General features: G+C 67.7%; 28 protein-coding genes and 1 tRNA gene. 19 read left to right on the forward strand and 10 right to left on the reverse strand.

What is annotated here, in order from left to right; translation table 11 throughout:
• Positions 1-154: 154 nt before the first annotated feature.
• Complete coding sequence (locus KQ304_RS06415; RefSeq protein ID WP_259736283.1) at positions 155-838, forward strand: response regulator transcription factor; 684 nt, start codon at positions 155-157, stop codon at positions 836-838.
• Here KQ304_RS06415 and KQ304_RS06420 read toward each other — a convergent pair.
• The 5 genes from KQ304_RS06420 to KQ304_RS06440 all read right to left on the reverse strand — a co-directional run bounded on the left by KQ304_RS06420 (position 813) and on the right by KQ304_RS06440 (position 4577).
• Entirely contained in the window at positions 813-2234 is a 1422-nt protein-coding gene (locus KQ304_RS06420) for a sensor histidine kinase KdpD (RefSeq protein ID WP_259736284.1), read from the reverse strand. The genes KQ304_RS06415 and KQ304_RS06420 overlap by 26 nt on opposite strands.
• A gap of 172 nt (positions 2235-2406) precedes the next feature.
• Positions 2407-3150, reverse strand: coding sequence for a type II secretion system protein J (locus KQ304_RS06425; protein ID WP_259736285.1), 744 nt, complete (start codon positions 3148-3150; stop codon positions 2407-2409).
• Complete coding sequence (locus tag KQ304_RS06430; protein WP_259736286.1) at positions 3089-3625, reverse strand: GspH/FimT family protein; 537 nt, start codon at positions 3623-3625, stop codon at positions 3089-3091. The genes KQ304_RS06425 and KQ304_RS06430 overlap by 62 nt, the downstream gene beginning before the upstream one ends.
• Complete coding sequence (locus tag KQ304_RS06435; protein WP_259736287.1) at positions 3622-4077, reverse strand: hypothetical protein; 456 nt, start codon at positions 4075-4077, stop codon at positions 3622-3624. Before KQ304_RS06435 ends, KQ304_RS06430 begins: the two co-directional genes overlap by 4 nt.
• Positions 4074-4577, reverse strand: a complete 504-nt coding sequence (locus KQ304_RS06440) for a hypothetical protein (RefSeq protein WP_259736288.1) — start codon at positions 4575-4577, stop codon at positions 4074-4076. Before KQ304_RS06440 ends, KQ304_RS06435 begins: the two co-directional genes overlap by 4 nt.
• A gap of 184 nt (positions 4578-4761) precedes the next feature.
• On the opposite strand from KQ304_RS06440, the gene KQ304_RS06445 reads away from it, so the two are divergent.
• Positions 4762-4956, forward strand: a complete 195-nt coding sequence (locus KQ304_RS06445) for a type II toxin-antitoxin system VapB family antitoxin (protein ID WP_259736289.1) — start codon at positions 4762-4764, stop codon at positions 4954-4956.
• Here the strand turns inward: KQ304_RS06445 and lepA are convergent.
• Positions 4950-6758, reverse strand: a complete 1809-nt coding sequence (gene lepA / locus KQ304_RS06450) for a translation elongation factor 4 (protein WP_259736290.1) — start codon at positions 6756-6758, stop codon at positions 4950-4952. The genes KQ304_RS06445 and lepA overlap by 7 nt on opposite strands.
• 125 nt (positions 6759-6883) lie before the next feature.
• On the opposite strand from lepA, the gene KQ304_RS06455 reads away from it, so the two are divergent.
• The 6 genes from KQ304_RS06455 to KQ304_RS06480 all read left to right on the forward strand — a co-directional run bounded on the left by KQ304_RS06455 (position 6884) and on the right by KQ304_RS06480 (position 12982).
• On the forward strand, positions 6884-7183 hold the full coding sequence (locus tag KQ304_RS06455) for a NifU family protein (protein ID WP_259736291.1): 300 nt from the start codon (positions 6884-6886) through the stop codon (positions 7181-7183).
• A 65-nt stretch (positions 7184-7248) separates the two neighbouring features.
• Positions 7249-8541, forward strand: a complete 1293-nt coding sequence (gene serS / locus KQ304_RS06460) for a serine--tRNA ligase (RefSeq protein ID WP_259736292.1) — start codon at positions 7249-7251, stop codon at positions 8539-8541.
• Between the two features lie 57 nt (positions 8542-8598).
• The gene (gene rseP / locus KQ304_RS06465; RefSeq protein ID WP_259736293.1) at positions 8599-9687 is read left to right on the forward strand and encodes an RIP metalloprotease RseP; all 1089 of its coding nucleotides are present in this window, start codon (positions 8599-8601) and stop codon (positions 9685-9687) included.
• A gap of 1 nt (position 9688) precedes the next feature.
• Complete coding sequence (nth, locus tag KQ304_RS06470) at positions 9689-10375, forward strand: endonuclease III (protein WP_259736294.1); 687 nt, start codon at positions 9689-9691, stop codon at positions 10373-10375.
• A gap of 34 nt (positions 10376-10409) precedes the next feature.
• Positions 10410-10712: a 30S ribosomal protein S14 gene (rpsN, locus tag KQ304_RS06475; protein WP_255108342.1), complete on the forward strand. Its 303-nt coding sequence runs from the start codon at positions 10410-10412 to the stop codon at positions 10710-10712.
• A gap of 146 nt (positions 10713-10858) precedes the next feature.
• Positions 10859-12982 (forward strand): polyribonucleotide nucleotidyltransferase, encoded by a 2124-nt coding sequence (locus KQ304_RS06480; protein WP_259736295.1) that lies wholly within the window; start codon positions 10859-10861, stop codon positions 12980-12982.
• A 140-nt stretch (positions 12983-13122) separates the two neighbouring features.
• Here KQ304_RS06480 and KQ304_RS06485 read toward each other — a convergent pair whose 3' ends face one another.
• On the reverse strand, positions 13123-14058 hold the full coding sequence (locus KQ304_RS06485; protein WP_259736296.1) for a 3'(2'),5'-bisphosphate nucleotidase CysQ: 936 nt from the start codon (positions 14056-14058) through the stop codon (positions 13123-13125).
• On the opposite strand from KQ304_RS06485, the gene rsmI reads away from it, so the two are divergent.
• Entirely contained in the window at positions 14057-14941 is an 885-nt protein-coding gene (gene rsmI / locus KQ304_RS06490; protein ID WP_259736297.1) for a 16S rRNA (cytidine(1402)-2'-O)-methyltransferase, read from the forward strand. The genes KQ304_RS06485 and rsmI overlap by 2 nt on opposite strands.
• Before the next feature lie 64 nt (positions 14942-15005).
• Positions 15006-15230, forward strand: a complete 225-nt coding sequence (locus KQ304_RS06495) for a hypothetical protein (protein ID WP_259736340.1) — start codon at positions 15006-15008, stop codon at positions 15228-15230.
• Positions 15231-15239: 9 nt separating this feature from the next.
• Here the strand turns inward: KQ304_RS06495 and KQ304_RS06500 are convergent, their stop codons facing one another.
• On the reverse strand, positions 15240-16115 hold the full coding sequence (locus KQ304_RS06500; protein WP_259736298.1) for a helix-turn-helix domain-containing protein: 876 nt from the start codon (positions 16113-16115) through the stop codon (positions 15240-15242).
• Between the two features lie 40 nt (positions 16116-16155).
• On the opposite strand from KQ304_RS06500, the gene KQ304_RS06505 reads away from it, so the two are divergent.
• Together KQ304_RS06505 and KQ304_RS06510 are read left to right on the forward strand one after the other, a co-directional pair.
• A tRNA-Arg gene (locus tag KQ304_RS06505) sits at positions 16156-16229 on the forward strand.
• Between the two features lie 142 nt (positions 16230-16371).
• The gene (locus KQ304_RS06510) at positions 16372-16860 is read left to right on the forward strand and encodes a cupin domain-containing protein (RefSeq protein ID WP_259736299.1); all 489 of its coding nucleotides are present in this window, start codon (positions 16372-16374) and stop codon (positions 16858-16860) included.
• Here KQ304_RS06510 and KQ304_RS06515 read toward each other — a convergent pair.
• Entirely contained in the window at positions 16775-17653 is an 879-nt protein-coding gene (locus KQ304_RS06515) for an acyl-CoA desaturase (RefSeq protein WP_259736300.1), read from the reverse strand. The genes KQ304_RS06510 and KQ304_RS06515 overlap by 86 nt on opposite strands.
• 66 nt (positions 17654-17719) lie before the next feature.
• Between KQ304_RS06515 and KQ304_RS06520 the strand changes: the two genes are divergently transcribed.
• Genes KQ304_RS06520 through hypA form a run of 7 tightly spaced genes read left to right on the forward strand, consistent with a single transcriptional unit; the run spans position 17720 to position 23350 of the window.
• Positions 17720-18190, forward strand: a complete 471-nt coding sequence (locus tag KQ304_RS06520; RefSeq protein ID WP_259736301.1) for an NAD(P)H-dependent oxidoreductase subunit E — start codon at positions 17720-17722, stop codon at positions 18188-18190.
• Complete coding sequence (locus KQ304_RS06525) at positions 18187-19767, forward strand: NuoF family protein (protein ID WP_259736302.1); 1581 nt, start codon at positions 18187-18189, stop codon at positions 19765-19767. The genes KQ304_RS06520 and KQ304_RS06525 overlap by 4 nt, the downstream gene beginning before the upstream one ends.
• Positions 19764-20480, forward strand: coding sequence for a bidirectional hydrogenase complex protein HoxU (gene hoxU, locus KQ304_RS06530; protein ID WP_259736303.1), 717 nt, complete (start codon positions 19764-19766; stop codon positions 20478-20480). The genes KQ304_RS06525 and hoxU overlap by 4 nt, the downstream gene beginning before the upstream one ends.
• Complete coding sequence (locus tag KQ304_RS06535) at positions 20477-21043, forward strand: oxidoreductase (RefSeq protein WP_259736304.1); 567 nt, start codon at positions 20477-20479, stop codon at positions 21041-21043. The genes hoxU and KQ304_RS06535 overlap by 4 nt, the downstream gene beginning before the upstream one ends.
• A gap of 3 nt (positions 21044-21046) precedes the next feature.
• Positions 21047-22525 carry a Ni/Fe hydrogenase subunit alpha gene (locus KQ304_RS06540; RefSeq protein ID WP_259736305.1) on the forward strand — a complete coding sequence of 493 codons (1479 nt, stop codon included), beginning with the start codon at positions 21047-21049 and terminating at the stop codon, positions 22523-22525.
• Positions 22522-23016: a hydrogenase maturation protease gene (locus KQ304_RS06545; RefSeq protein WP_259736306.1), complete on the forward strand. Its 495-nt coding sequence runs from the start codon at positions 22522-22524 to the stop codon at positions 23014-23016. The genes KQ304_RS06540 and KQ304_RS06545 overlap by 4 nt, the downstream gene beginning before the upstream one ends.
• Positions 23009-23350 carry a hydrogenase maturation nickel metallochaperone HypA gene (hypA, locus tag KQ304_RS06550; protein ID WP_259736307.1) on the forward strand — a complete coding sequence of 114 codons (342 nt, stop codon included), beginning with the start codon at positions 23009-23011 and terminating at the stop codon, positions 23348-23350. The genes KQ304_RS06545 and hypA overlap by 8 nt, the downstream gene beginning before the upstream one ends.
• Before the next feature lie 114 nt (positions 23351-23464).
• On the opposite strand, the gene KQ304_RS06555 is transcribed toward hypA, so the two are convergent.
• Positions 23465-24220: an STAS/SEC14 domain-containing protein gene (locus tag KQ304_RS06555; RefSeq protein ID WP_259736308.1), complete on the reverse strand. Its 756-nt coding sequence runs from the start codon at positions 24218-24220 to the stop codon at positions 23465-23467.
• Positions 24221-24417: the final 197 nt, after the last annotated feature.

Consider the following 24417-nt stretch of genomic DNA (forward strand, 5'->3'; position numbering starts at 1 on the left):
TCTGCCGGCCTGTTGCCGGCCCCTGGCCAGCAGATGAAGCTCTCAATCGCCAGCGTGAGGGATGACGGCCAGGCTGCGATCGAAGCCCAGAGCTGTGCTGTGTTCAGGCATTCTGGAATCGGCCCAAGGAAGTTCCATATCCCACCAGCAGCGGGTGCTGATCGTTGACGACGACCCCGAGCAGCGCCGGTTTCTCGCCGCTGAACTGGCCGTGGAGAGCTATGCGGTGGAGGCGGTGGGCACGGGCCAGCAGGCACTGATCCGCCTGCGCGAAGCCCGCTGGGATCTGGTGCTGCTCGACTGGACCCTGCCCGATTTCAGCGGTGTGGAGGTGTGCCGGCGCTTGAGGGCCACGGAGATCACCACGCCGGTGCTGATGCTCACAGCCCGAGATGCGGTGACCGAGCGGGTGGAAGCCCTCGATGCCGGGGCCGACGACTACCTCACCAAACCCTTTTCGATCGAGGAGCTGCTGGCGCGGGTGCGGGCCCGGCTGCGTCGCAGTGGATCCAGCAACGGCGACGAGACGGTGCTGAGCTTCGCTGACCTGCAGGTGAACATGGCCAGCCATGAAGTAAGCCGTGGCGGAGAAGAGATCCAGCTCACGGTGAGGGAGTACGGCCTGCTGCTGGCCCTGCTCAGAGAACCCAACAGGGTGCAGGAACGCCAGACGTTGCTGCACAACGTCTGGGGTGAGCACTTCGTGGGCGATGCCAACCTGCTCGATGTCTACATTCGCTATCTGCGTAAGAAGATCGAACGCCCCGGGTTGCCTACCTTGATCCAGACCGTACGCGGCGTGGGCTTCATCCTCAAAGCGGGGGAATCGAAGACCTGAGCCCTACCCGCTCCAGCACCAGCTGAAAATCAGCACCGCCGCCTGGAGCGGAGGCCACCCGCACATCACCGCCCATGCGCCGCATCAGCAAGCGCACCATCGCCAGGCCGATGCCGCTCCCACTGGTGTCGGCCTGGGAGGTTCCGCGCACAAAGCGCTCAAAGATACGCTCCTGTTCCGCCAGCGGCACCCCTGGCCCGTTGTCGCGCACATGCAGAACCACCTCAGTAGCACCAGCTGAGCTGTAGAGCTCAATGGGGGACCCTTTGGGCGTGTATTTGAGAGCATTTTCCACCAGGTTGGTCAGACACTGCTGAAGGCGCTCCCCATCGCCCAGACCCCAGGGCGGCGAACCTTCCTGGGGCAAGCGCAGCCGCAGACGATCGGGGGCCAGAGGCTGAAGCCTTTCGAAAGCCACGAGCAGGGCATCATCGAGATCGAGGGGATCCCGGCCCAGCCGCAGGCGGCCGGCCTCCTCCCGGGCAATGTCCAGCAACTCACTGACCATCCGTCCCATCCGTTCGGCCTCCCTGGTGATGCCCTGCACTGCTTTATTGGCAGCGCATGCACCGGATTGGCGTTTCAAGCTCTGGGAGTAGCCACTGATCAAGGTGATCGGCGTGCGCAATTCGTGGGCCACTCCATCCACAAAAGTTTGCTGGCGCCCGCGGGCAGCCGCCAGACGATCCAGCAAGGCATTGAAGGAGGCCACGATCATCTCAATCTCCGGCGGCTGGTTCTGGATCGACAGACGCATCTGCTCGAGGCTCTCGGAGTCGATCTGACCCAGTTCGGTACAGAGCCGAGTCAGCGGGCGCAGCGTCCACCGAAACAACAGCCAGAGTGCGCCTGTGGTGAGAAGGCAGGCCGCAGAAGCATGCGCCAGCAGCAGCAGAAACAGCAGACGACGGCGCTCCACATCGCTGCTGATGTCCTCAACGACCCGCAACACAGCTGGCCTGCCAGAGAAGTTGATCTGCTTGCTGCTGCAGAGATAACGTCGCTCTGCTATCGCGAACCCCACCAGATGATCGTCACCGACACAGCGGCGCTCGACGGTGGCCACCAGCTGGGGAAATGGCACCGGTAGCGGCAGCGCGCCGCTCAGGCGAGGTTGGCGGTAGGGGCGGCCTGGCTCCAGCTCCAGCCACAACAATCGGCCTGGGGAGAGGATCTGATCCAGTTTGGAGTGGAACTCAGTGGGAGTGGCACTGGAGGAACGGGCCAGCAGCTCCCGAACCACCAGATCCGTGGCCTGGCGATGACGTCTGGCGCGGGAGAGATCGAGCAGATTCTGATTCGCCAGGATCAGCAACCCGAACCCGGCGAGTACGGCCAGCAGGCTGTAGGGCCGGAGGCGGCGATACAACGACAGGCAAGCCAACGCTGGCTTCATCGGCTCAGAAACCGCATCAATGCTCCAGCCAATCCGTCCATCACCCAACCGAGAACCATTGTGCCGCCAACAGGCCAGTGTGGGGTCATGGCCGGGCCGGGGATTGCATCCCTTGAGTTCAGTGACCCAGCAGCTGTCGTCCTCGTCAGCTGAGCGGCCAGATCCCCTTCATTCAGCCCGCCCCGGCAACCCCTTCACTGCTCACCCACTGCAGCGGGCCGCCGCCAGCGCTGAAGCTCTGCACCAGGCGCAGGCTCACCAGCTGGGTCGCCGGATCCAGGCAGGCGGAGAACGGTGCGCTCTCGGACCTGTTCAACACCCTGGCAGCGCTCAAACCGCCGCAGGTGGCCCAGGTGGGGGGCTTGGCGGCCAGGCCATCGAGCACCACATGGCTCTGGGCGTTGGTGCCGGGGTTGACGCGTCCCTCCAGTCCATAGGCAGGTCCGCAGCGCGCCAGCACCTGGCCGCGCCAGATCCCGCTCGGGGCGGCCCCAACCGAATAGGTGATCAGCCCGTCACCCCTCCTGATCTGCAGCACCACCTTGCGGCTGGACACTCCACAGCTCACGGCGAGGGGCGTGGCGGCATCCACCACCTCGCTGGCCCCCTCCAGATCAGCCCGGATCAGCGCCAGGGCCCGCCGCTGGTGGGCACGCTCCCGCACCAGCCGAGAGAAGTTCTGTGCCGAGCGGCCCTCCCCCAGCAGCGCCTGCACCACCACACCGCACACCATCAGGCCCAGACCCATGGCCACCAGCAGCTCCACCAGGCCAAAGCCAGCGCTGGCCAGGCGGCCCCTGGTCTGGACTTTGAGGATCGGTGCTGTCTTCATCACGTTGGTGGCCTGCTCGGGCTCAGAGGGTCGGATCAGGGCGGCAGGCGGCGCTGTCGGGGTGGCCCCCGGGCGCGCCGCCATAGCGGCCGAGGCGCACCACCCCCAGCGGCGGGGCCATCACCAGACAGCGACGCAGCTCGGTGCCAGCGCTGCTGAGCACCACCGTGCCGCCATCCAGCACCAGACCATTGCTGCTGAAGCGCAGGGTGTCGGGCAGGTTGTGGCTCAGCTGGATCGAGCCGTTCTCCACCCCTTCAGCCAAGGGCAGCGCCGCCCGCTCACAGCCGGCCAGCGAGCCCTTCAACGGCTCCTGCCATCCGGCGGGCGCCAGGCTCAGGCCACAGGGCCGGCCCAGTCGCTCCGCCGCGGCACGGCCCCGCTCCAGGCCCAGCACCAGCCGCCGAGTGGCCACCTCCAGCCGCTGTCTGGCCATCGACTCGGCACCCACCTGGACCGCCAGGCCCGCAAGCAGCAACAGCACCGACACCCCCACCAGCAGCTCGGTGAGCGAAGAGCCCTGGGAGGACTCGCGGGGCCTGGCGAGGGAGCGGATCACGGTCGGCACAGCCCATGGGCCGCCGGGGCGAACAGCCGCCGGCGCTCGATCCCCTCCCCTGAAGCTGTCAACCAGAGGGCGGGAGGGTCTTCTGCGCTGGCGGCCTCCGAAACCGCCTCCAGGGCAGGGGCCGGGGGAAGAGCCGTGGCCAGGCTCACCTCCTGCGGCAACGGCGAGCGGGCGATGGCCAACTGCTCGTCCATCCATGCCAGCGCCTCGTCGCAGCTCATCGGTACCTCCGCTCCCGCGTCCCCTGCCGCCTTCACCTGGGCGGCGGCCGCCAGCCGCAGAGCCCGCTCCCGCTGCAGCAGTTCCAGGTCGATGCGGTGCAACGCCTCCTGGCGCTGCTCAGCGCGCTGGTTCCAGCTGAGGGCCGATCCCCACAGCTGCGCCGAGGAATTCGCCGCCAGGGCGAACACCAGCGTCGACATCAGCACTTCCGCCAGTGTCATCGGCCGATCCCGCGCAGGCCCACCACACGCAGGGGCCAGGGGGCAGCGCCGGCCACGTCAAGGGCAAACAGCCGTTGCACCTTGCCTTGGCTCAGTTCCAGCCGCAGTTCACCCGGGCGGGCGGCCGCGCCCGGCACCCCAGGCGTCCAGGACACCAGCCGCCAGGCGGCCGCATCCACCTGCCCGCTCAGCACAGGCGCCGCGCTCAGGCCTGGCGCACACCCCCCAGCGGCCGACTCCCAGAGCTCGGAAGCCAGCGGCAACAGGCAGGCATGGGAGCCACTGAGCCTTGCAGCCACCTGCTCCGCCGCCGAAGCCAGAGCATCATCCAGCCGGCGCTGCTCCAGCTCCGCCGCCGCCAGCCGACTGCCCTGCAGCGCCATCGTCTGCACCGAGAGCGCGCTCAGCAGCAGCACCAGGGACACGCCAAACGACAGTGGCAGCAGAAACCCGGCTTCAGCGCCTCGGCTGGGCACAGGCAGAACACGTGGCAGCGCCATCGGCGGCCTCCTTTGCAATCACGCCCCCAGGGTTCCCAGCCAGCGAGGGGTCGGCCTTCCCTTGAGCGGAAGCGGCCCGCGAGCTTCAACAACCGTTGCAGATGCAGCCTCTGGAGCCAGAACCAGCAGACCCCCCCAGCACCTGAGAGAGTGGCCGTCAACCCACACCCGGGCCGAATCGGGCATGCGCACCACCCTCAACCTCGACGACGATCTGCTCGCTCAGGCCGGAGAACTCAGCGGCATCAAGGAGCGCAGCCGGCTGATCCGCGAGGCTCTACAGGCGCTGATCGAGCGGGAACGCTCCCGCCGGGTGGTCAGCATGGGAAGCTCCGAACCCCAGCTCGGACCGGCCCCCCGCCACCGCCAGCCCTACTGATTCAGCTTGAGCACGGCCATGAAGGCTTCCTGGGGCACGTCCACCTTGCCCATGGCCTTCATGCGCTTCTTGCCCTTGGCCTGCTTTTTGAGCAGCTTCTTCTTGCGGGAGATATCACCGCCGTAGCACTTGGCGAGCACATCCTTGCGGATAGCGCTGATGCTTTCGCTGGCGATGATGCGGCTGCCGATCGAGGCCTGGATCGGAATCTTGAACTGCTGCCTGGGGATCAATTCCTTGAGCTTCTCCACCAGGCCCTTACCGACGTTGTAGGCCTTGTCGCGGTGCACGATCGTGGTGAGCGGATCGGCTTTTTCGCTGTTGATCAGCACATCCAGGCGCACCAGTTCGTTGCGGCGGTAGCCGATCAGGCTGTACTCCATCGAGGCGTAGCCTTTGGTGCGGCTCTTCATCTGATCGAAGAAATCCGTCACCACTTCCGCCAGAGGCATCTCGTAGTGCAGCGTTACCCGATCGGTGGTGATGAACTTCATGTCAATGAACTCCCCGCGCCGCTCCTGGCACAGCTCCATCAGGGCACCATTGTAGGTGTTGGGGGTATAAATCTCCAGCTTTACATAGGGCTCTTCGATTGATTCGCGCTTCTGCGGATCCGGCAGCGTGGCTGGATTATCCACCATCTCCGTGCTGCCATCGACCATGTTCACCCGGTAGATCACCGAGGGGGCGGTCACGATCAGATCGAGATCGTATTCACGCTCCAGCCGCTCCTGCACGATCTCCATGTGCAGCAGGCCCAGGAAGCCGCAGCGGAAGCCGAAACCCATGGCGCTGCTGGTTTCCGGCTCGTATTTGAGGGCCGCATCGGAGAGCTTGAGCTTGTCGAGGGCATCGCGCAGATCGGGATACTGATCGGCATCGGTGGGGAACAGCCCGCAGAACACCATCGGCTTGGCCTCGGTGTAGCCCGGCAGGGGCTCACTCACCGGATCGGCCATCAGCGTGACCGTGTCGCCCACCCGCGCATCGGCCACGGCCTTGATCGAGGCGGAGAAATAGCCCACCTCACCGGCATGGAGGCTGTCCACCTGGCGCTGATCCGGCGCCATCACCCCCACTTCATCGAGCTCGTAGCTGGTCTTGCTGGCCATCAGCAGCACTTTGTCTTTGCGCGCCACCCGGCCGCTGATCACCCGGAAATAGACGATCACGCCCCGGTAGGGGTCGTAGTACGAGTCGAAGATCAGGGCGCGCAGCTGCTCGGCCACCCGATCCGGCGGCGGCGGCACCCGCTCCACGATCGCCTCGAGGATTTCGGGGATGCCCAGGCCAGTCTTGGCGGAGCAATCGATCGCCTTGGAGGTGTCGAGCCCGATGATCGCCTCGATCTCCTCCTTGATGCGCTCGGGATCAGCGCCGGGCAGATCGATCTTGTTGAGCACCGGAATGATCTCCAGATCATTCTCCAGAGCCAGATACACATTCGCCAGCGTCTGCGCCTCCACCCCCTGGCTGGCATCCACCACCAGCAGCGCCCCCTCACAGGCCTGCAGGCTGCGGCTCACCTCATAGGAGAAGTCCACATGACCTGGGGTGTCGATCAGGTTGAGGATGTAGGTCTCGCCGTCGGCCGCGGTGTACTCCATCCGCGCGGCCTGGAGCTTGATCGTGATCCCCCGCTCCCGCTCCAGCTCCATGTTGTCGAGGAACTGGGCCTGCATGTCGCGCACCGCGACCGTTCCGGTGTCCTGCAGCAGCCGGTCCGCCAGGGTCGACTTGCCGTGGTCGATGTGGGCAATGATGCAGAAATTACGGATCCGCTGAACGGGAACGTCGGTCATGGTCCCGTTCAAAGGGCAATCTTCAGAGCCAATCCTAGGGAAGGAGCGGTGGAACCTCGCCAGCGACGAGGCAGCCTTCCAGCCCGGTTCCTAAGCTCAGCCCAGACCCCGAACGCCGCTGAGCCATGACCACCGACACCGTCAGCCCGGACACCAGCACCACCGCCAGTGCCGAAGCCGCCGTCAACGATCCCCGCGCCCTCACCGTCGAGAATGTGGAGCGCGTGCTCGATGAGCTCCGTCCTTATCTGATGGCCGATGGCGGCAACGTCGAGATCGTCGAGATCGATGGCCCCACCGTGAAGGTGCGCCTGCAGGGCGCCTGCGGCAGCTGCCCCAGCAGCACCATGACCCTGAAGATGGGCATCGAGCGTAAGCTGCGTGAGGCGATCCCCGAGGTCAACGAAGTGGTGCAGGTGCTCTGAGGCCCTCCCAGGCGGCCTACTCCAGCACCGGCCCGTAGGCTTCACCTGCCTTTGCTTCTGTTGCCGTGCTGGATCAGCGCCTGCTGCGCGACAACCCCGAGCTGATCGTCGAGCAGCTCGGGCGTCGGGGCATGACGCTCGATCTCACGGCCCTGCAGCTGATCGCCCGCCAGGAGCGTGATCTTGAGCAGCAACGCAGTGATCTGCAGGCCGAGGGCAACCGCATCGGCCGCCAGGTGGGCGAGCTGATCCGTGGCGGCGCAGCGCCCCACAGCCCCGAGGTGCAGGCCCTGCGCGATCGGGGCAACACCGTCAAGCAGCAGGTGGCAGTGCTGGAGGAGGAGGAGAAAGCCCTCGAGGCCCGCCTGCGCGATCAGCTGCTGGCCTTCCCCAACCTGCCCTCGCCCCACTGCCCCGATGGGGCCGGCGAAGCGCAGAACGTGGAGCGGCGCCGCTGGGGCACACCGCGCCAACCTCTGGCAGGCGAAGCCCCCCTCGAAGAGCACTGGCAGATCGCCGAACGCCTCGGCCTGATCGACAGCGAGCGCTCGGTGCGCATCGCCCAGAGCCGCTTCGTCACCCTGCTCGGAGCGGGTGCCCGCCTGGAGCGGGCCCTGATCAGCTTCATGCTCGATCAGCACGCCAGCCGTGGCTACCGCGAGGTGCTGCCGCCGATCCTGGTGAACAGCGCCAGCCTCACCGCCTCCGGCCAGCTGCCCAAATTCGCCGAGGAGAGCTTTCGCTGCGCCGACGACGACCTCTGGCTCACCCCCACCGCGGAGGTGCCGATCACCTCGTTCCACCGCGACGAGATTCTTGCGGCCGAGCAACTGCCGCTCAAGTACGCCGCCTACACCCCCTGCTTCCGCCGCGAGGCCGGCTCCTACGGCCGCGACACCCGCGGCCTGATCCGCCTGCACCAGTTCAACAAAGTCGAGTTGTACTGGTTCTGCCATCCGGAGGAGTCCGAAGCAGCCCACGCCCAGCTCACCGCCGACGCCGAAGCGGTGCTGCAGGCCCTCGACCTGCCCTACCGGGTGCTGGATCTCTGCACCGGTGACCTCGGCTTCTCCGCCGCCCGCACCTTTGATCTGGAGGTGTGGCTGCCTGGCGCCGGGGCGTACCGCGAGATCTCCAGCTGCAGCACCTGCTCTGAGTTCCAGGCCCGGCGCGCCTCGATCCGCTTCAAGGACGGCAAGAAAACCCGCCTGCTGCACACCCTCAACGGCAGTGGCCTGGCGGTGGGGCGCACCATGGCCGCCCTGCTGGAAACAGGCCAGCACGCCGATGGCAGCGTGCGCCTGCCCCCGGCCCTGGTGCCCTACATGGGCTGCGATCGCCTGCTGCCGGAAGCCTGAAGGGAACGCCCCAGGTCTGAAACCCCCAGAATGGCTGTCTTGCGCAACACAGCCTGAATGGGCGTTCTCACAGCACTGGCGATTCTGGCGGGCCTGATCGTGGTGCATGAAGCCGGCCATTTCTTTGCCGCCACCTGGCAGGGCATCCGCGTCAGCGGCTTCTCGATCGGCTTCGGTCCGGCCCTGCTGCAGCGGCAGCGCCGCGGCGTGCAGTTCGCCCTGCGGGCCATCCCTCTGGGCGGCTACGTCGCCTTCCCCGACGACGAGGACGACAGCGAGATCCCCAGCGATGATCCCGACCTGCTGCGCAACCGCCCCCTGCCCCAGCGGGCCTTGGTGATCGCCGCCGGCGTGATCGCCAACCTGCTGCTGGCCTGGGTCGTGCTCTTCGGCCAGGGGGTGATGGTGGGCGTACCCGCCGGCTTCAGTGCCACCCCTGGTGTGCTGGTGGCGGCGGTGCAGCCGGGCCAGCCCGCGGCCGCCTCGGGTCTGATGGCCGGAGATCGCATCCTCAGCCTGGGCGGTGTGGCCGTGGGTGGTGGCTCCAAGGCCGTGGTCGATCTGGTGGCCGACATCCAGGGGGCCCCCGAGCGCACCCTGCAGATCGAAGCGGTGCGCGCCGGTGAAACCGTCAGCCTGCGGCTCACCCCCAGCGATCGCGATGGCATCGGCCGCATCGGCGCCCAGCTCCAGCCCAACGGCAGCGAGGTGTTCCGCCCCGCCAAGGGTCCGCTGGAGCTGATCGGCCAGACCAACCGCGTCTTCGTGCAGCTGATCCGCCGCACGGTCGATGGCTTCGTGGCTCTAGTCACCCACTTCGGTGAAACCGCTCCGCAGGTGTCGGGCCCGGTGAAGATCGTCGAGATGGGCGCCAGCCTGGCCCGCCAGGGCGGCGGCAGCCTGTTTGTGTTCGCCGCGCTGATTTCGATCAACCTGGCGGTGCTCAACGCCCTGCCCCTGCCCCTGCTCGATGGCGGTCAGTTCGCCCTGCTGCTGCTGGAGGGCCTGCGCGGCAAGCCCCTGCCCGATCGGCTGCAGATGGCCTTCATGCAGTCGGGCTTCCTGCTGCTGGTGGGACTGAGCGTGGTGCTGATCGTCAAGGACACCAGCCAGCTCTCGGTGGTGCAGCAACTGCTCGGCCGCTGAGGTGCCCCGCTTTGCCACGGCCCGGCAGCGGGCGCCGCTGATCCAGGAGCGCCTGGCGCTCCACTACCCCCACGCCACCTGCTCCCTCGATTGGCGCACGCCCTGGGAGCTGCTGGTGGCCACCATGCTCTCGGCCCAGTGCACCGACGAGAGGGTGAACCTGGTCACCCCGGCCCTGTTCGAGCGCTTCGCCGATGCTGCCGCCGCGGCTGCGGTGAGCTCCAGCGAGGTGGAGCCCTACGTGAAGTCCACCGGCTTCTTTCGCAACAAGGCCAAGAACATCGTGGCCGCCTCCCAGCTGCTGATGGAGCGCCATGGCGGTGCGGTGCCGGCCTCGATGGAGGAGTTGCTGGAGCTGCCGGGGGTGGCGCGCAAGACCGCCAACGTGGTGCTGGCCCATGCCTTCGGCATCAATGCCGGTTTCACCGTCGACACCCACGTGCGGCGGCTGAGCAACCGGCTCGGGCTCACGCGCCAGAGCGAACCGCCACGGATCGAGCCCGATCTGATGAAGCTCTTCCCCCAGCCGGAATGGGAGAACCTCTCGATCCGGCTGATCTTCCATGGCCGCGCCGTCTGCAACGCCCGCAAGCCCCTCTGCGCCGGCTGCCCCCTCGCCGATCTCTGCCCCAGCCACCCCGACCACGGCCCCAGCGGCCGCAGGGTTCAGCAGCAGGCCACGCGCTAGGCTCGGCCTCCACTGAACGAATTGCAGCAGCCGCATGGCGAAGAAGTCGATGATTGCGCGCGACGTCAAGCGCAAGAAAATTGTGGAACGCTTCGCCGTCAAGCGCGCCGAGCTGAAGGCTTCGTTCGAGGCCGCCGCTGATCCGATGCAGCGCCTGGAGATCCACCGCAAGATCCAGAACCTGCCCCGCAACAGCGCCCCCAACCGGGTGCGCAACCGCTGCTGGGCCACCGGCAAACCCCGCGGTTACTACCGCGATTTCGGTCTCTGCCGCAACCAGCTGCGCGAGCGCGCCCACAAGGGTCTGCTGCCCGGCGTGGTCAAGTCAAGCTGGTAAGCGGCTTCAGGCCCTGGCTGCGCATCAGCGGCGGGCCGCCAATCAAGGGCGTGAGGGTGGCCAGGTGCCACCCTTTTTTGCGCCGTCAGGCCCTCGCGGGCCCGAATGCGAGAATGGGACGTGAATAAAAACGGACATAAGACGACGTGCCAGCAAAGATTCAGACGGTCTCCTTCGATGGTCGGGAGATCCGGCTGACCACGGGCTTGTATGCCCCCCAGGCCGGGGGTTCTGTGTTGATCGAATGCGGGGACACCGCCGTGCTGGTCACGGCCACCCGCGCCAAGGGCCGCGAAGGGATCGATTTTCTCCCACTCACCTGTGACTACGAAGAGCGCCTCTACGCCGCCGGCCGCATCCCCGGCAGCTTCTTCCGCCGTGAAGGCCGCCCCCCCGAGCGGGCGATCCTCACCACCCGCCTGATCGATCGGCCCCTGCGGCCCCTCTTCCCCTCCTGGCTGCGCGACGACCTGCAGGTGGTCGCCACCACCCTCTCGCTTGATGAGCGGGTCCCGCCCGATGTGCTGGCGGTCACCGGCGCTTCAATCGCCACCCTGCTGGCGAAAATCCCCTTCAACGGCCCCATGGCCGCCGTGCGCGTCGGCCTGCTCGGCGACGACTTCGTGCTCAACCCCAGCTACCGCGAGATCGAGCGCAGCGAGCTGGATCTGATCGTGGCCGGCACCCCCTCCGGTGTGGTGATGGTGGAAGCGGGCGCCAACCAGCTGCCCGAACAAGACGTGATCGAGGCGATCGACTTCGGCTACGAAGCCGTGGGTGAATTGATCAAGGCCCAGCAGACCCTGCTGGCCGAACTCGGCATCGAGCAGGTGTTCCCCGAAGCCCAGGTCCAGGACCCCGCCCTGCCGGCGTTCCTGGAGCAGGAATGCGGCGCCGGCATCGGTGAGGTGCTCAAACAGTTCAGCCTCACCAAGGCCGAGCGCGACGCCCAGCTTGATGGCATCAAGGCGGGCGTGGCCCAGAAGATCGCCGGCCTCTCCGACGACGATCCGATCCGCGTGGCCGCTGCGGGCAAGGCCCTCGGCAACACCTACAAGGGCATCACCAAGAAGCTGATGCGCGCCCAGATCCTCAGCGAGGGCAAGCGGGTGGATGGCCGCAACCTCGATGAGGTGCGTCCGATCAGCGCCGCCGTGGGTGTGCTGCCCAAGCGGGTCCACGGCTCGGGCCTGTTCCAGCGCGGGCTCACCCAGGTGCTCTCCACCGCCACCCTCGGCACCCCCAGCGATGCCCAGGAGATGGACGACCTCAACCCCATGGGTGAGAAGACCTACCTGCACCACTACAACTTCCCGCCCTATTCGGTGGGCGAAACCCGGCCGATGCGCTCCCCCGGCCGCCGCGAGGTGGGCCACGGCGCCCTGGCCGAGCGGGCGATCATGCCCGTGCTTCCCCCCAAGGAGAGCTTTCCCTACGTGCTGCGGGTGGTCTCGGAGTGCCTCAGCTCCAACGGCTCCACCTCCATGGGCTCGGTCTGCGGCAGCACCCTCGCCCTGATGGATGCCGGCGTGCCCCTCAAGGCGCCCGTGAGCGGCGCCGCCATGGGCCTGATCAAGGAGGGCGATGAGGTGCGCATCCTCACCGACATCCAGGGCATCGAGGATTTCCTCGGCGACATGGACTTCAAGGTGGCTGGCACCGAGAAGGGCATCACCGCCCTGCAGATGGACATGAAGATCAGCGGTCTGGCGGTGAGCACCATCGCTGAGGCCGTCAACCAGGCCCGCCCGGCCCGGCTGCACATCCTCGAGAAGATGCTCGAAGCGATCGCCAAGCCCCGCGATGTGCTCTCCCCCCATGCCCCTCGCCTGCTCAGCTTCCGCATCGACCCGGAACTGATCGGCACCGTGATCGGCCCCGGCGGCCGCACGATCAAGGGCATCACCGAGCGCACCAACACCAAGATCGACATCGAAGACGGTGGCATCGTCACGATCGCCAGCCACGACGGCGCCGCCGCCGAGGAAGCCCAGCGGATCATCGAGGGGCTCACCCGTCGCGTCAGCGAAGGGGAGATGTTCAACGGCTCCGTCACGCGGATCATCCCGATCGGTGCCTTCGTGGAGATCCTCCCGGGCAAGGAAGGCATGATCCATATCTCCCAGCTCTCCGAAGCACGGGTGGAGAAAGTGGAAGATGTGATCAAGGTGGGCGATGCCGTCACCGTGCGGGTGCGCGAAATCGACAACCGCGGCCGCATCAACCTCACCCTCCGCGGTGTGGCCCAGGAAGCTGTGCCGGTGGCTTGATCGAGCCCCCGATCTCAACTGTCAGCTCTCTGATCAGCCTGGCCTGATCAAACCCCAGAGCTTCTGATCACTGAAGACCTCTCAACCGCTTTCACCCCAGGGTGGAGGCGGTTTTTTCTGGATCTCCGCCAGCCCCCGGATCAGAGCGCGAAGCCTGGATCGATTCGCGCCATGGCGGCGGCGGCCCGCTCACACAGTTCGGCATGGGCCAGGCCATGGCTGGCGATCAGACAACCGGCCTGCAGTCCGTCGCCGTTGTTGTAGCTGAGGGGGCGGCCATCGGCGTGGCTGAAGGCCCCGCCCGCCGCCCGCAGCACCGCCTCCGGCGCCGCCATGTCCCAATCCTTGGGGGCACTGCGGCCCGAGAGGGAGAGGTAAAGGTCGGTTTCGCCGCGCAGGATCGTGGCCACCTTGCAGCCCACGCTGCCCACCGCCAGCGACGATCCCAGCCCCAGAGCCCCCACCAGCTGCTCCAGCCGCTGGTCGCGGTGGTTGCGGCTGGCCACCAGCACCAGCTCCGCCGGCGCGCGGCGCCCGCTCAGCTGGGGCGCAAAACGCTCGCCGGCCGGATTCTCCCGCCAGGCGCCCCCGATCAAGTCCTCAGCCGCAGGCCCCACCAGACCGAACCAGAGCTCCTGCTTCTCCGGCAACAGCACCACCCCGAGCACCGGCTGGCCCCTGTGAACCAAAGCCAGATGCACCGCGTACTCACCGGTGCCCTGGAGGAAATCCTTGGTGCCATCGAGCGGATCGAGGATCCAGAGCCAGTCGGCCTCCAGGGGCACGCCGGCGCTGAGCTGCTCCTTGGCGGTCTCCTCGCTGAGCAGGGTCCAGGGGGCGTCGGGGAAGGCCCCAGCGAGGCCCTCCAGCAGGTGCTGGTTCACCGCCAGATCAGCCGCCGTCACCGGTCCCTCGCCACCCTCATCGACGCTCAGGGCGGCCCCATAGCCGAAGGGAGGCTGCTCGCCGCGGGCATAGGCCCTCAGAATCGCCGCCGACTCCCAGCACAGGCGCCGCAACAGCGCCAGCAGCTCCTCGAGATCCAGGTCGGCTGGCAGGCAGGGGGACGCCATCATGGGCAGGGCCAGGGTCGAGCAGAGCCTCATTGTGGAGCAAGCCAGCGAACCCGCCGCCGGGGTGCTGTATCTGGTGGGAACACCGATCGGCAACCTGGGCGATCTCTCCCCCCGGGCCCGGCGGGTGCTGGAGGGAGTGGATCGCATCGCCTGCGAGGACACCCGCCACAGCGGCCAGCTGCTGGCCGGCCTGGGCATCCGCAGCCGTCTGCTCAGCTTTCACCAGCACAACCAGACCGCCCGCATCCCGGAACTGCTCGCGGCCCTGGCGGCGGGCGAAAGCCTGGCGGTGATCAGCGACGCGGGCCTGCCGGGCATCTCCGACCCCGGCGAGGCGCTGGTGGCGGCCGCCCGCGCCGGCGACCATCCAGTGATCTGCGTGCCCGGCCCCTGCGCCGTGACCACAGCCCTGGTGAGCAGCGGTCTGCCCTGTGGTCGCTTCTGCTTCGAGGGGTTCCTGCCGGCCAAGGCCAGCCTGCGCCGCCAGCGGCTGCAGGAGCTGGCCACCGAGGAGCGCACCCTGGTGCTCTTCGAGGCCCCCCACCGGCTGATCGAGCTGCTCGACGACCTGCTCACCACCCTCGGTGAGCGGCCGCTGCAGGTGATGCGGGAGCTGACCAAACGCCATGAGCAGCAGATCGGCCCCAGCGTGGGCGCCGCCCTGGAGCACTTCCGGCGGGTGCCGCCCCGGGGGGAGTTCACCCTGGTGCTCGGCGGGGCCACACCGGAGCAGGCCCCCCTGCGCAGTGACGCTGATCTGACCGTGGAACTGCGCCAGAAGGTGGCCTCAGGTCTGAGCGCCAGTGATGCGGCCCGCCAGCTGGCGGCCGAGACCGGCCTCTCCCGCCGCAGCCTCTACGCCCTGCTGCACCAGGCGGAGTGAGGGCCGCCCGCGCTGGATGGGCCATGCTGAGGGCTGAGCTGCTCCACTCCCCTCCGCCTTGGCCATGCTGCTGCGCCTGCGCCTGTTGCTCACCAGCTTCGGCGGCGGCCTGCTGCTGCTGGTGATCCTCTGCCTCGGTGCCCAGAACCTGGAGGATCGTCCCAGCCTGCGGCTGGGCTTCGGCCGCAGTGCGCCCCTGCCCAGCGGCTTCCTGGTGGGGCTGGCCCTGGCGGCGGGGGTGATCAGCGGCGGCAGCGCCACGGCTCTGCTGCTGCCCCGCCGGGACTGACCGGCGGGATCAGCCGCCGGGGAGGGCGTAGAGCGCCCCCTCCAGCACCACGCGGGTGATGCCCTGGCCCACCAGATAGGTGGCGGTGCGCTGGATCACCTGGCTGTCGGGCATCTTGATCACCCGCTGGGTGCGGCCGCACTGGCGCTTGGCCTGACGCGGATTGGCGAACACCACCAGGGCCTGACGCGCCTGCTCATCGTCGGGGAGGGCACCGAGTTCGGGGAAATCACTCAGGGGCCTGGCCTGCAGCTCCACCGTCTTATCCACCAGCATGTAGAGGCTGGCGGGCAGGGGAGCGCTCTCCAGCGGCTGACAGACCACCGCCGAGCGCTCCTGGAGCCCCGCCGCCGCAGCGCTGAAGTGGGCACCCGCCACCACGGGCACCATCGTGAAGACATTGCCCTCAGCGTCGGTGTCATCACCGTCATCACCGTCGTCGCCTTCACCGTCGTCGCTGTCGCTGTCGTCGCCGAAGTCATCGGCGTCATCAATCGCCAGCACACCGGGGCCGGAGCCGTCCTCGTCGCTGTCGGCATCGAGCTCGCTGACCGCCTCGAGATTGAGATTGAGATCGAGATCGCCGGCGGGACTGGCCGCAGAGGCGGATTCGGGTTGGGGATCGGCCGGGCCGGGATCTGATGCCGGTGGTGCGAGTGCGGCCGCAAGGGCCACCTCCAGGGGGGCTTCCAGCTGAGCCACGGGGCGGCCGCGCTCCTTCTTGAGCTGCTCGTAAAGCTCGGGGTCGAGGGCGACTTTCACCACCCGCGTCACCGTGTTGGGGCTGCAGCCATAGCTGTCAGCGAGGGCCGCGCTGGATTCACCGGCCCGCCACCGCTGCACCAGCTCCTGTTTCTGGGCATCACTGAGCCGGGAGGCCACCATGGAACAAGTCGCGCAGCGGACCAATCTAGGCTGATGCGATGGGCCGTTAGCTCAGCTGGATAGAGCATGCGACTTCTAATCGCACGGTCGCTGGTTCGAATCCAGCACGGCCCGTTCCCCCATCCCCGGCTGCTGGTGCGCCAGCAGCCCCACCAGCATTCCCTGACTGGAGCCTTATTCGGTAGCAGAAGCGCCGCCCGCTCTGGTGATTTGCCAACAGCGTTGATAAATCTTTTAACTCCGAGTGGCCCATTCCATGGCCCTGACACGACGCGTCGAACTGGTGCCGCTGGAGCGCACCGCCTCAGGCAATGCCCTCTTCAGCCTCGCCCAGCCCAGCGACGAAACCCTGATCGCTGATCTTGCCCCCCATCAGCCCGCCTCGATCTTCTGCCACCGCCGCCAGACCGACCAACTCATCCTGCTGCGCGGTTCGCTCGAACTGGTGGTGCTGGAGGACGGCCGGCTGCTGCGCATCCCCCTGCGCGAAGACGAACCAATGCTGGTGCGCATCCCTCCCGGCGTTCCCCACGGGGCGATCAACACCAGCCGCCACTACGCCACGGTGGTGAATGCCGTGTTGCGCCATGGCCCCCCTGACCCCCGCGATTACAAGCCGCGGCCCCTGCCCCACAGCCTGAGGGCCCAGTGGCAGGAGCTCATGGGCGAGCCCGCTCCAGCAGGTCCTCCGCGGCCGGCAGACGCAGACGATCGGCCCAGCCACAGCGCTCCAGGCCGCGGATGAAGAGATAGGTGGGGTCGGGCAACCGGCGCAGGCGCCCCCCGCGCACGCTGTAGCCCTGCCGCACCGACCACTGGAAGGCGTGGTGCAGGTTATGCCAGCCCTCGCCGAGGGTGATCAGCGCCACCCAGCCGTTGTTGCGGCTCATGTCGTCGGTGAGGAACGGCCGCTCACCGGAGAGGTGGGCCACGGAATTCACCGTGGCCACCCCGTGGAAAAGCAGGGTGGTGCTGAGGAAGAAGGCCGCCAGCCACTCCAGACCACCCAGCGCATACGACAGGCCGCCCAGGGCCACCAGCGGCAGGAAATGCAGCCGATCGATCAGGCGCATCACCGGATCGGCCTCCACATCGGCGGGCAGCCGCTCGGGGAAAAACGACGGCACCAGCAGCCAGCCCACCTGCGAGTGCCAGAACCCGCTCAGGCCCGACCGGGGCGCCAGGGGGGAGTGGGGGTCAAGGCCGGTGTCGACATGGCGGTGGTGGGCCAGGTGGTGGGCCTTCCACCAGCTCGGACCCATCTGCCCCGACGAAGCCCCCACCAATGAGCCGATCCAGTGCACCGCCCTGGGGGCCCTGTAGCTGCCATGAGTGATCAGGCGGTGATAGATCGCGGTGGTGGCCAGCATCCGGATCAGGTAGAGGGCCAGAGCCCAACCGGCGGCCGCCAGGCTCAGCCCGGTGACCAGCAGCAGCAGGCAACCGATGTGCGACACCAGGATGAAGACCGGACCCAGCGAGTAGAGAAATCGAGTGAGACCGGTGTTCAGGGCGAAGCTCTGTGAAGAGAAGTTCACGTTAGGTGCTGGTCCTGGGGGGGCGAGCCCGCCCTTCCTAGTCTTGAAGTCTGGGTTCGGGTCCCCATGGCCACCGCCAGTGCCCCCTTTGCGGCCCTCGAGCCCCTGCTGCGGCGTCACCACGGCCGCGCCGATGCCCTGATCGAGGTGCTCCACGGCGCCCAGCAGTGCTACGGCCACCTCAGCGATCCGCTGCTGCGTCACGTGGCGGCGCGTCTGCAGCTGCCCCTCAGCCGGGTGAAGGGAACCGCCAGCTTTTACCACCTCTTCCGCTTCCAGCCGCCGGCCCGCCACCGCTGCGTGGTCTGCACCGGTACCGCCTGCCAGATCCAAGGGGCCCCGGCCCTGGTCGCCGCCATGGAGGAGGGCCTGGGGCTGAAGCTGGGCGCCAGGCGCGGGGATGGCTGGGCGAGCCTCTCGGAGGTGCGCTGCCTGGGCACCTGCAGCGACGCGCCCCTGGTGCAGATCGATGACAGCATCGGCCGCCAGCAGACCGTCGCCGGCCTGCGCCGCTGGCTGCAGGAGCTGGAGCCATGACCGGCCTGCGCTGCTGCGCTTCAGCGGGCTGCCTGGCCCGAGGCTCCGGCGCCTTGATGGGGGTCCTCGAAACGGCCATCTCCAGAGGCGAACTGGGGGACCAGATCCAGCTGCGACCGGTGGGCTGCCTGGGCCCCTGCAGCCAGGGCCCCCTGCTTGCCCTCGATCCCGATGGCGATCTCTATGCCGGTGTGGACCCGCAGGACGCCGAAACCCTGGTGGCCGCTCTGGCCCGGCGGCTGCATCAGAGCTCTGACCAGGCGACGCCCCTGGAGTGGGCCCCCGCCAGAGGCGAGCGCCTGGATCTCAGAGCGCCGTTCTTCCAGCGGCAACGGCGAATCGTGCTGGAGCACTGCGGTCTGATCGATCCCACCGACCTGGAGCAGGCGATCGCCGTGGGGGCCTACGGCCAGCTGGAGCGGGTGCTGCAGAGCTGGAGCCCGGAGCAGGTGGTGACGGAACTGCAGCGCAGCGGCCTGCGCGGCCGTGGCGGCGCCGGCTATCCCACCGGTCTGAAATGGGCCACCGTGGCCCGCATGCCCGGGGCCCGCAAGGTGGTGGTCTGCAACGCCGATGAAGGCGATCCCGGCGCCTTCATGGACCGCGCCGTGCTGGAAGGCGATCCCCATCGGGTGCTGGAGGGAATGGCGATCGCCGCTTATGCGGTGGGGGCCGACCACGGGTTCATCTACATCCGCGCCGAATACGAGCTGGCGATCGAGAGGCTGCGCCTGGCGATCGAGCAGGCCGTAGACCGGGGCCGGCTCGGGGCGGCGCTGTTCGGCACGGGTTTCGGCTTCACGCTGGAGCTGCGGGTGGGGGCCGGCGCCTATGTCTGCGGCGAGGAAACGGCACTGATCGCCTCGATCGAGGGCAAACGTGGCACGCCGCGCCCCAGGCCCCCCTATCCCGCTGAGCTCGGCGTGGGCGGGAGACCCACCCTGATCAACAACGTCGAGACCTTCGCCAACGTGGCGCCGATCCTGCGGGAAGGCGCCGACTGGTTCGCCGCCATCGGCACCGCCGGCAGCAGCGGCACCAAGGTGTTCAGCCTCACCGGCCACGTGCGCCGCGGCGGCCTGGTGGAAGTGCCGATGGGCACCAGCCTGGCCACGGTCGTGCTGGAGATGGGCGAGGGCAGCCCGCACGGCTCCGCCGTCAAAGCGGTGCAGACCGGCGGACCGTCCGGGGGCTGCGTGCCGGCCGATCGGCTCGACACCCGACTCGACTACGAAAGCCTCCAGTCCCTGGGCACGATCATGGGTTCCGGCGGCATGGTGGTGCTGGATCAGAACACCGACATGGTGGCTCTGGCCGCCTATTTCATGGCCTTCTGCCGTGAGGAGTCGTGCGGCAAGTGCGTGCCGTGCCGCGCCGGCACCGTGCAGCTCCACGGGCTGCTGGAGAAGATCCTGGCTGGCCAAGCCAGCCAGGCCGACCTCGATCAGCTCGAAACCCTCGGGGCGATGGTGATGGACACCAGCCTCTGCGGCCTGGGCCAGAGCGCTCCCAAGCCGATGCTGAGCACCCTGCGCTACTTCCGTGGCGACTACCTCGCCCGGCTGGGGGCGCCATGAGCGTGCGCACCCTGCGCATCGACGGCCGCGACGTGGCCAGCGCCGATGGCGCCACGGTGCTGGAGGCCGCGCGCGTCGCCGGCGTGGCCATCCCCACCCTCTGCCACCTGGAGGGGCTCTCGCCCGTGGCCGCCTGCCGCCTCTGCCTGGTGGAGATCGAGGGCAGCCCCAAACTCCAGCCGGCCTGCATCACCCCGGTGAGCGAGGGCCTGGTGGTGCACACCGCCACTCCCCGCCTCAGGGAGATCCGGCGGACCGTGATCGAGCTGCTGTTCACCGAGGGCAACCATGTCTGCTCGGTCTGCGTAGCCAACGGCCATTGCGAACTGCAGGACCGCGCCGTGGAAGTGGGCATGGACCACGCCCGCCTGCCCTACCGCTTCCCTGATCGCCCCGTCGACCTCTCCCACCCGCGCTTCGGGCTCGACCACAACCGCTGCATCCTCTGCAGCCGCTGCGTGCGCGTCTGCGACGAGGTGGAGGGAGCCCACGTCTGGGACGTGGCCTGGCGGGGGGAGCACTGCCGGATCATCGCCGGACTCGATCAGCCCTGGGGCTCCGTGGATGCCTGCACCGACTGCGGCAAGTGCGTCATGGTCTGCCCCACCGGCGCCCTGTTCCACAAGGGCGACAGCGAGGGGGAGAAGCACGAGGATCCCAGCCGGCTGGCGGCCCTGCAGAGGGCCCGCCATGCCCGCCAGGAGGCCCCATGAGCCAACCCGCGAAGCTGCCGAAGCTGCGTCTGGCCACGGTCTGGCTGGCGGGTTGCTCCGGCTGCCACATGTCGTTCCTGGATCTCGACGAGTGGCTGATCGAGCTGGCGCCGCGCATCGAGATGGTCTTCTCGCCGATCGCCTCCGACACCAAGACCTACCCCGAAGACGTGGATGTGGCCCTGGTGGAGGGGGGCGTGGGCAACAGCGACAACCTGGCCCTGATCCACCAGGTGCGCCAGCGCACCCGCCTGCTGGTGTCCTTCGGCGACTGCGCCATCACCGCCAACGTGCCGGGCCTGCGCAACCCGCTCGCAGGTCCGGCCGCCGTACTGGATCGCTCCTACCTGGAGCTGGCCGACGGCAGCGCCCAGTGGCCCCACGCTCCGGGCCTGGTGCCCGAGCTGCTGGAGCGGGTGCTGCCGGTGCACGAGCTGGTGCCGGTGGATCTGTTTCTGCCGGGTTGCCCCCCGCCGGCCGAGCGCATCCGCGCCGTGCTGGAGGCCCTGCTGCGGGGCGAGCAGCCGCTGATGGAGGGGGCGGAGATGATCCGCTTCGGCTGAACCATGACCCGCACGATCCTGATCGATCCGGTCACCCGCATCGAAGGCCACGCCAAGATCTCCATCCACCTCGATGCCGGCGGCGCTGTGACCGGCGCCCACTTCCATGTGGGTGAATTCCGCGGCTTCGAGGCCTTTTGCGTCGGGCGGCCCTTCAGCGAGATGGCCGCGATCACGGCGCGCATCTGTGGCATCTGCCCGGTGAGCCACCTGCTGGCCGCGGCCAAGACCGGCGACCAGCTGCTGGTGGTCACGATTCCGCCGGCGGCGGAGCGGCTGCGGAGGCTGATGAACCTGGCCCAGATCATCCAGTCGCACGCGCTCTCCTTCTTTCACCTCAGCAGCCCCGATTTCCTGCTGGGCTGGGACAGCGACCCGGCCCAGCACAATGTCTTCGGGCTGATCGCCGCCAATCCCGAGCTGGCCCGCGGCGGCATCCGTCTGCGCCAGTTCGGCCAGGCGGTGATCGAGCGGCTGGGGGGGCGCAAGATCCATCCGGCCTGGGCGGTGCCCGGAGGCGTGCGCAGCCCGCTGCAGCCCGATGACCGCGACTGGATCCGCTCACGCCTGAGCGAGGCCGTCGCCACCACCCGCGGCGCCCTCGATCTGTTCAAACGCCTGCTGGATGGGCCGCTGGCGGCGGAAGCCTCTGTGTTCGGCGACTTTCCCTCCCTGTTCATGGGGCTGGTGGGGCCGGATGGCCTGTGGGAGCATTACGGCGGCCGCCTGCGCCTGATCGACAGCACAGGCGCACTGGTGACGGCCGAGCTGCCGGCCGATGGTCTCAGCGCCGAGCAGCTGGGCGGCCTGCTGGCCGAAGCGGTGGACCCCTCCACCTACCTGAAGTTCCCCTATTACAAACCGCTGGGCCCTGAAGCGGGCAGCTACCGGGTGGGGCCGCTGGCCCGCCTCAACGTCTGCGAGCGCATCGGCCACGAGCAGGCCGACCGGGAGCTGCTGGAGCTGCGCCAGCGCGGCGGCCGGGTGGTCACCAGCTCATTTCTGTATCACCAGGCCCGGCTGATCGAGATCCTCGCCGCCCTCGAAGCGATCGAAGCCCTGCTCGACGATCCCGCCCTGTGCGACCCCCATGTGCGCGCCCACGCCGGGGTGAATGCCCGCGAAGCGGTGGGCGTGAGCGAAGCGCCGCGCGGCACGCTTTTTCACCACTACCGCGTCGATTCAGACGGCCTGATCGAAGCGGTGAACCTGATCATCGCCACCGGCCAGAACAACCGGGCGATGAACCGCACGATCACCCAGATCGCCCGCCACTTCATCCAGGCGGGTCCTGCCGAAGGCAGGGGCGCCGCAGCCGATCTGCCGGAGATCAGCGAGGGTCTGCTCAACCGGGTGGAGGCGGGCATCCGCTGCTTCGATCCCTGCCTGTCGTGCTCCACCCATGCCGCCGGCCAGATGCCCTTGCATGTGCAGTTGATCGGCCCTGAGGGGGAGCTGCTGCGCGAGCGCTGGCGGGATTGAGCCCTTCAGCGCGGCAGCGGCGGCAGCGGCACCTCGATCTGCTGATCGGCTGGGGCAACAGCCTCAGGCAGGACGACGGAGTGGGCCTCGCCATTGCCGAGCAGGTGCAGGGTTGGGGCCGGCCAGGGCTCAAAGTGCTGGCCATCCCCCAGCTCACGCCGGAGCTGGCACCACAGCTGGCGGCCGCGGACAGGGTCCTGTTCGTGGACGCGGTCCTGGCACCGGCCTGCCCGTCCCCAGGCTGGCGGCTGGAGCCGCTGGACACCTCAACGCAGGCCGTCAGGGCTGCTGGCGCCGGGCCTCTGAGCCACCACGCCAGCCCCGGCGCCCTGCTGCAGCTGAGCGGCTGCCTCTACGGCCGCACTCCTCCCGCCTGGCAGCTGCTGGTGCGCGCCCACTGCTGTGAGCTGGGGACGGAGCTCAGTGCCGCCACTGCCGCCCTGCTGCCCGAGGTGCTGGTGGCGGTGGGGCTCTGGTGCGGTGATGCATGAGCTGGCGCTGATGCAGGAGCTGCAGCGCATCGCCCTGGAGGCGGCGGCGGCCGAGGGAGCCCAGCGGATTCACAGCCTGCGGCTGCGGCTGGGGCGGCTCTGCGGAGTGGACCCGGACGCCCTGCGCTTCGCCTTTGAGGTGGTGATGGCCGATGAAGTGGCCGCAGGCGCCCGCCTGGAGCTGGAGTTGGTGCCCACCCTCTGCAGATGCGGGCCCTGCGGGGCGCCATTTGAACCGGAGGATGTGATCCTGGCCTGCCCGCGCTGCGGCTCCCTGGCGGCAGAGGTGCTGGCGGGGCGGGAACTGGAGCTGATCGCGCTGGAGGTGTCGTGATGGCAACGTTCCCAGCCATGAGGCAGTGCAGCTGGCGACTGGAGCCTGAGGGCACAGATTCAGTTTCTGTTCCCCCGCTGATTCTGCACTTTCAAGGGACTGCAACCAAGCACGTCAGGACTTCAGCCAGGCCCAAGCTTCGCCCTCAGCTTCTTCGTCATAAAAACGAATGGCGATTAGCAGTAGTGAACCAACTACCCCAAACATCTGCTTCATCCAGGCTGGTGCACCCACGACGGCGTATCGCCGTACGTGGGTGATCGCCGAGAGTTTCACCGAAAGCAGTGAGCTGTCCGTCAGGATTACTGGATCAAAACCAGCAAAGTTCTTGATTCTTGCGAACAGATCAATCGTTTCATTGCGCTCAAATGCAGCCTCAAGCAAGGGAACCACCGCCTCGACATCTCGCTCCATGAGGGTGCCATCGATCTCGTAGGCAATCAGAGCGGGACGACCCGTGTCGATGAACTTCAAGCTGGGTTGTGGAGCGGGCTTGGGCGCGGGTAGCTCCGAGGCGAAGGCAAGAGCCTGGTCGTAGTTCTCTGGGGCGAATGCCTTGATCTCGATCATGGGCATCGCCGTGCGCACCATCGTGGCTATGGCAAGCATGAATTGCTTCTCTGAAATGAAGGCCACACGTGACACCTGGCTCAACCTCCTCAGCTGAGCCAACTCGAACTTTGCATCCTCAATCATTGCCGGGCCTGTGATATCAGCCCAAGAGCTCATGTCCACGACAAGATTGACGCGGTCATTGTCCAGGACTTTCTGCTCGAACGCCCCAGCCAGGACTTTTATATCGTTCTGCTCCACCGTTCCCGCAAGGCGCATTGCCAGAACGTGCTGAGGGCTGGCTTCAATGGTGATCATTTTCTGCTCTCCGCATCATTGTGATTATGTCGAGCAACAACAGTGAACCAAGCGATGGATCGGCGCTGTGCCTACCGCTCCGCTGACGCGAACCTGACTACCCCATCAGGCGGCTTCAGCGGAGCTTACTACCATGAAAGCATAGATTCGTGCTCAGTGGCCGCAACAGTTCAAGATTCGATAGAGCGATACGAACT

This window comes from Synechococcus sp. CS-1329 (assembly GCF_025128055.1).
Lineage (GTDB): Bacteria > Cyanobacteriota > Cyanobacteriia > PCC-6307 > Cyanobiaceae > Regnicoccus_A.

Coding starts and splice junctions, on each gene's coding strand:
- hypA (WP_259736307.1), top strand. CDS start 23,009: ATGCATGAGCTGGCGCTGATGCAGGAGCTGCAGCGCATCGCCCTGGAG.
- KQ304_RS06540 (WP_259736305.1), top strand. CDS start 21,047: ATGACCCGCACGATCCTGATCGATCCGGTCACCCGCATCGAAGGCCAC.
- rpsN (WP_255108342.1), top strand. CDS start 10,410: ATGGCGAAGAAGTCGATGATTGCGCGCGACGTCAAGCGCAAGAAAATT.
- KQ304_RS06435 (WP_259736287.1), bottom strand. CDS start 4,077: ATGACACTGGCGGAAGTGCTGATGTCGACGCTGGTGTTCGCCCTGGCG.
- KQ304_RS06525 (WP_259736302.1), top strand. CDS start 18,187: ATGACCGGCCTGCGCTGCTGCGCTTCAGCGGGCTGCCTGGCCCGAGGC.
- KQ304_RS06440 (WP_259736288.1), bottom strand. CDS start 4,577: ATGGCGCTGCCACGTGTTCTGCCTGTGCCCAGCCGAGGCGCTGAAGCC.
- lepA (WP_259736290.1), bottom strand. CDS start 6,758: ATGACCGACGTTCCCGTTCAGCGGATCCGTAATTTCTGCATCATTGCC.
- KQ304_RS06455 (WP_259736291.1), top strand. CDS start 6,884: ATGACCACCGACACCGTCAGCCCGGACACCAGCACCACCGCCAGTGCC.
- KQ304_RS06500 (WP_259736298.1), bottom strand. CDS start 16,115: ATGGTGGCCTCCCGGCTCAGTGATGCCCAGAAACAGGAGCTGGTGCAG.
- KQ304_RS06535 (WP_259736304.1), top strand. CDS start 20,477: ATGAGCCAACCCGCGAAGCTGCCGAAGCTGCGTCTGGCCACGGTCTGG.
- KQ304_RS06420 (WP_259736284.1), bottom strand. CDS start 2,234: ATGAAGCCAGCGTTGGCTTGCCTGTCGTTGTATCGCCGCCTCCGGCCC.
- KQ304_RS06425 (WP_259736285.1), bottom strand. CDS start 3,150: ATGGCGGCGCGCCCGGGGGCCACCCCGACAGCGCCGCCTGCCGCCCTG.
- rseP (WP_259736293.1), top strand. CDS start 8,599: ATGGGCGTTCTCACAGCACTGGCGATTCTGGCGGGCCTGATCGTGGTG.
- KQ304_RS06485 (WP_259736296.1), bottom strand. CDS start 14,058: ATGATGGCGTCCCCCTGCCTGCCAGCCGACCTGGATCTCGAGGAGCTG.
- hoxU (WP_259736303.1), top strand. CDS start 19,764: ATGAGCGTGCGCACCCTGCGCATCGACGGCCGCGACGTGGCCAGCGCC.
- KQ304_RS06520 (WP_259736301.1), top strand. CDS start 17,720: ATGGCCACCGCCAGTGCCCCCTTTGCGGCCCTCGAGCCCCTGCTGCGG.
- KQ304_RS06555 (WP_259736308.1), bottom strand. CDS start 24,220: ATGATCACCATTGAAGCCAGCCCTCAGCACGTTCTGGCAATGCGCCTT.
- KQ304_RS06445 (WP_259736289.1), top strand. CDS start 4,762: ATGCGCACCACCCTCAACCTCGACGACGATCTGCTCGCTCAGGCCGGA.
- KQ304_RS06495 (WP_259736340.1), top strand. CDS start 15,006: ATGCTGCTGCGCCTGCGCCTGTTGCTCACCAGCTTCGGCGGCGGCCTG.
- KQ304_RS06510 (WP_259736299.1), top strand. CDS start 16,372: ATGGCCCTGACACGACGCGTCGAACTGGTGCCGCTGGAGCGCACCGCC.
- rsmI (WP_259736297.1), top strand. CDS start 14,057: ATGGGCAGGGCCAGGGTCGAGCAGAGCCTCATTGTGGAGCAAGCCAGC.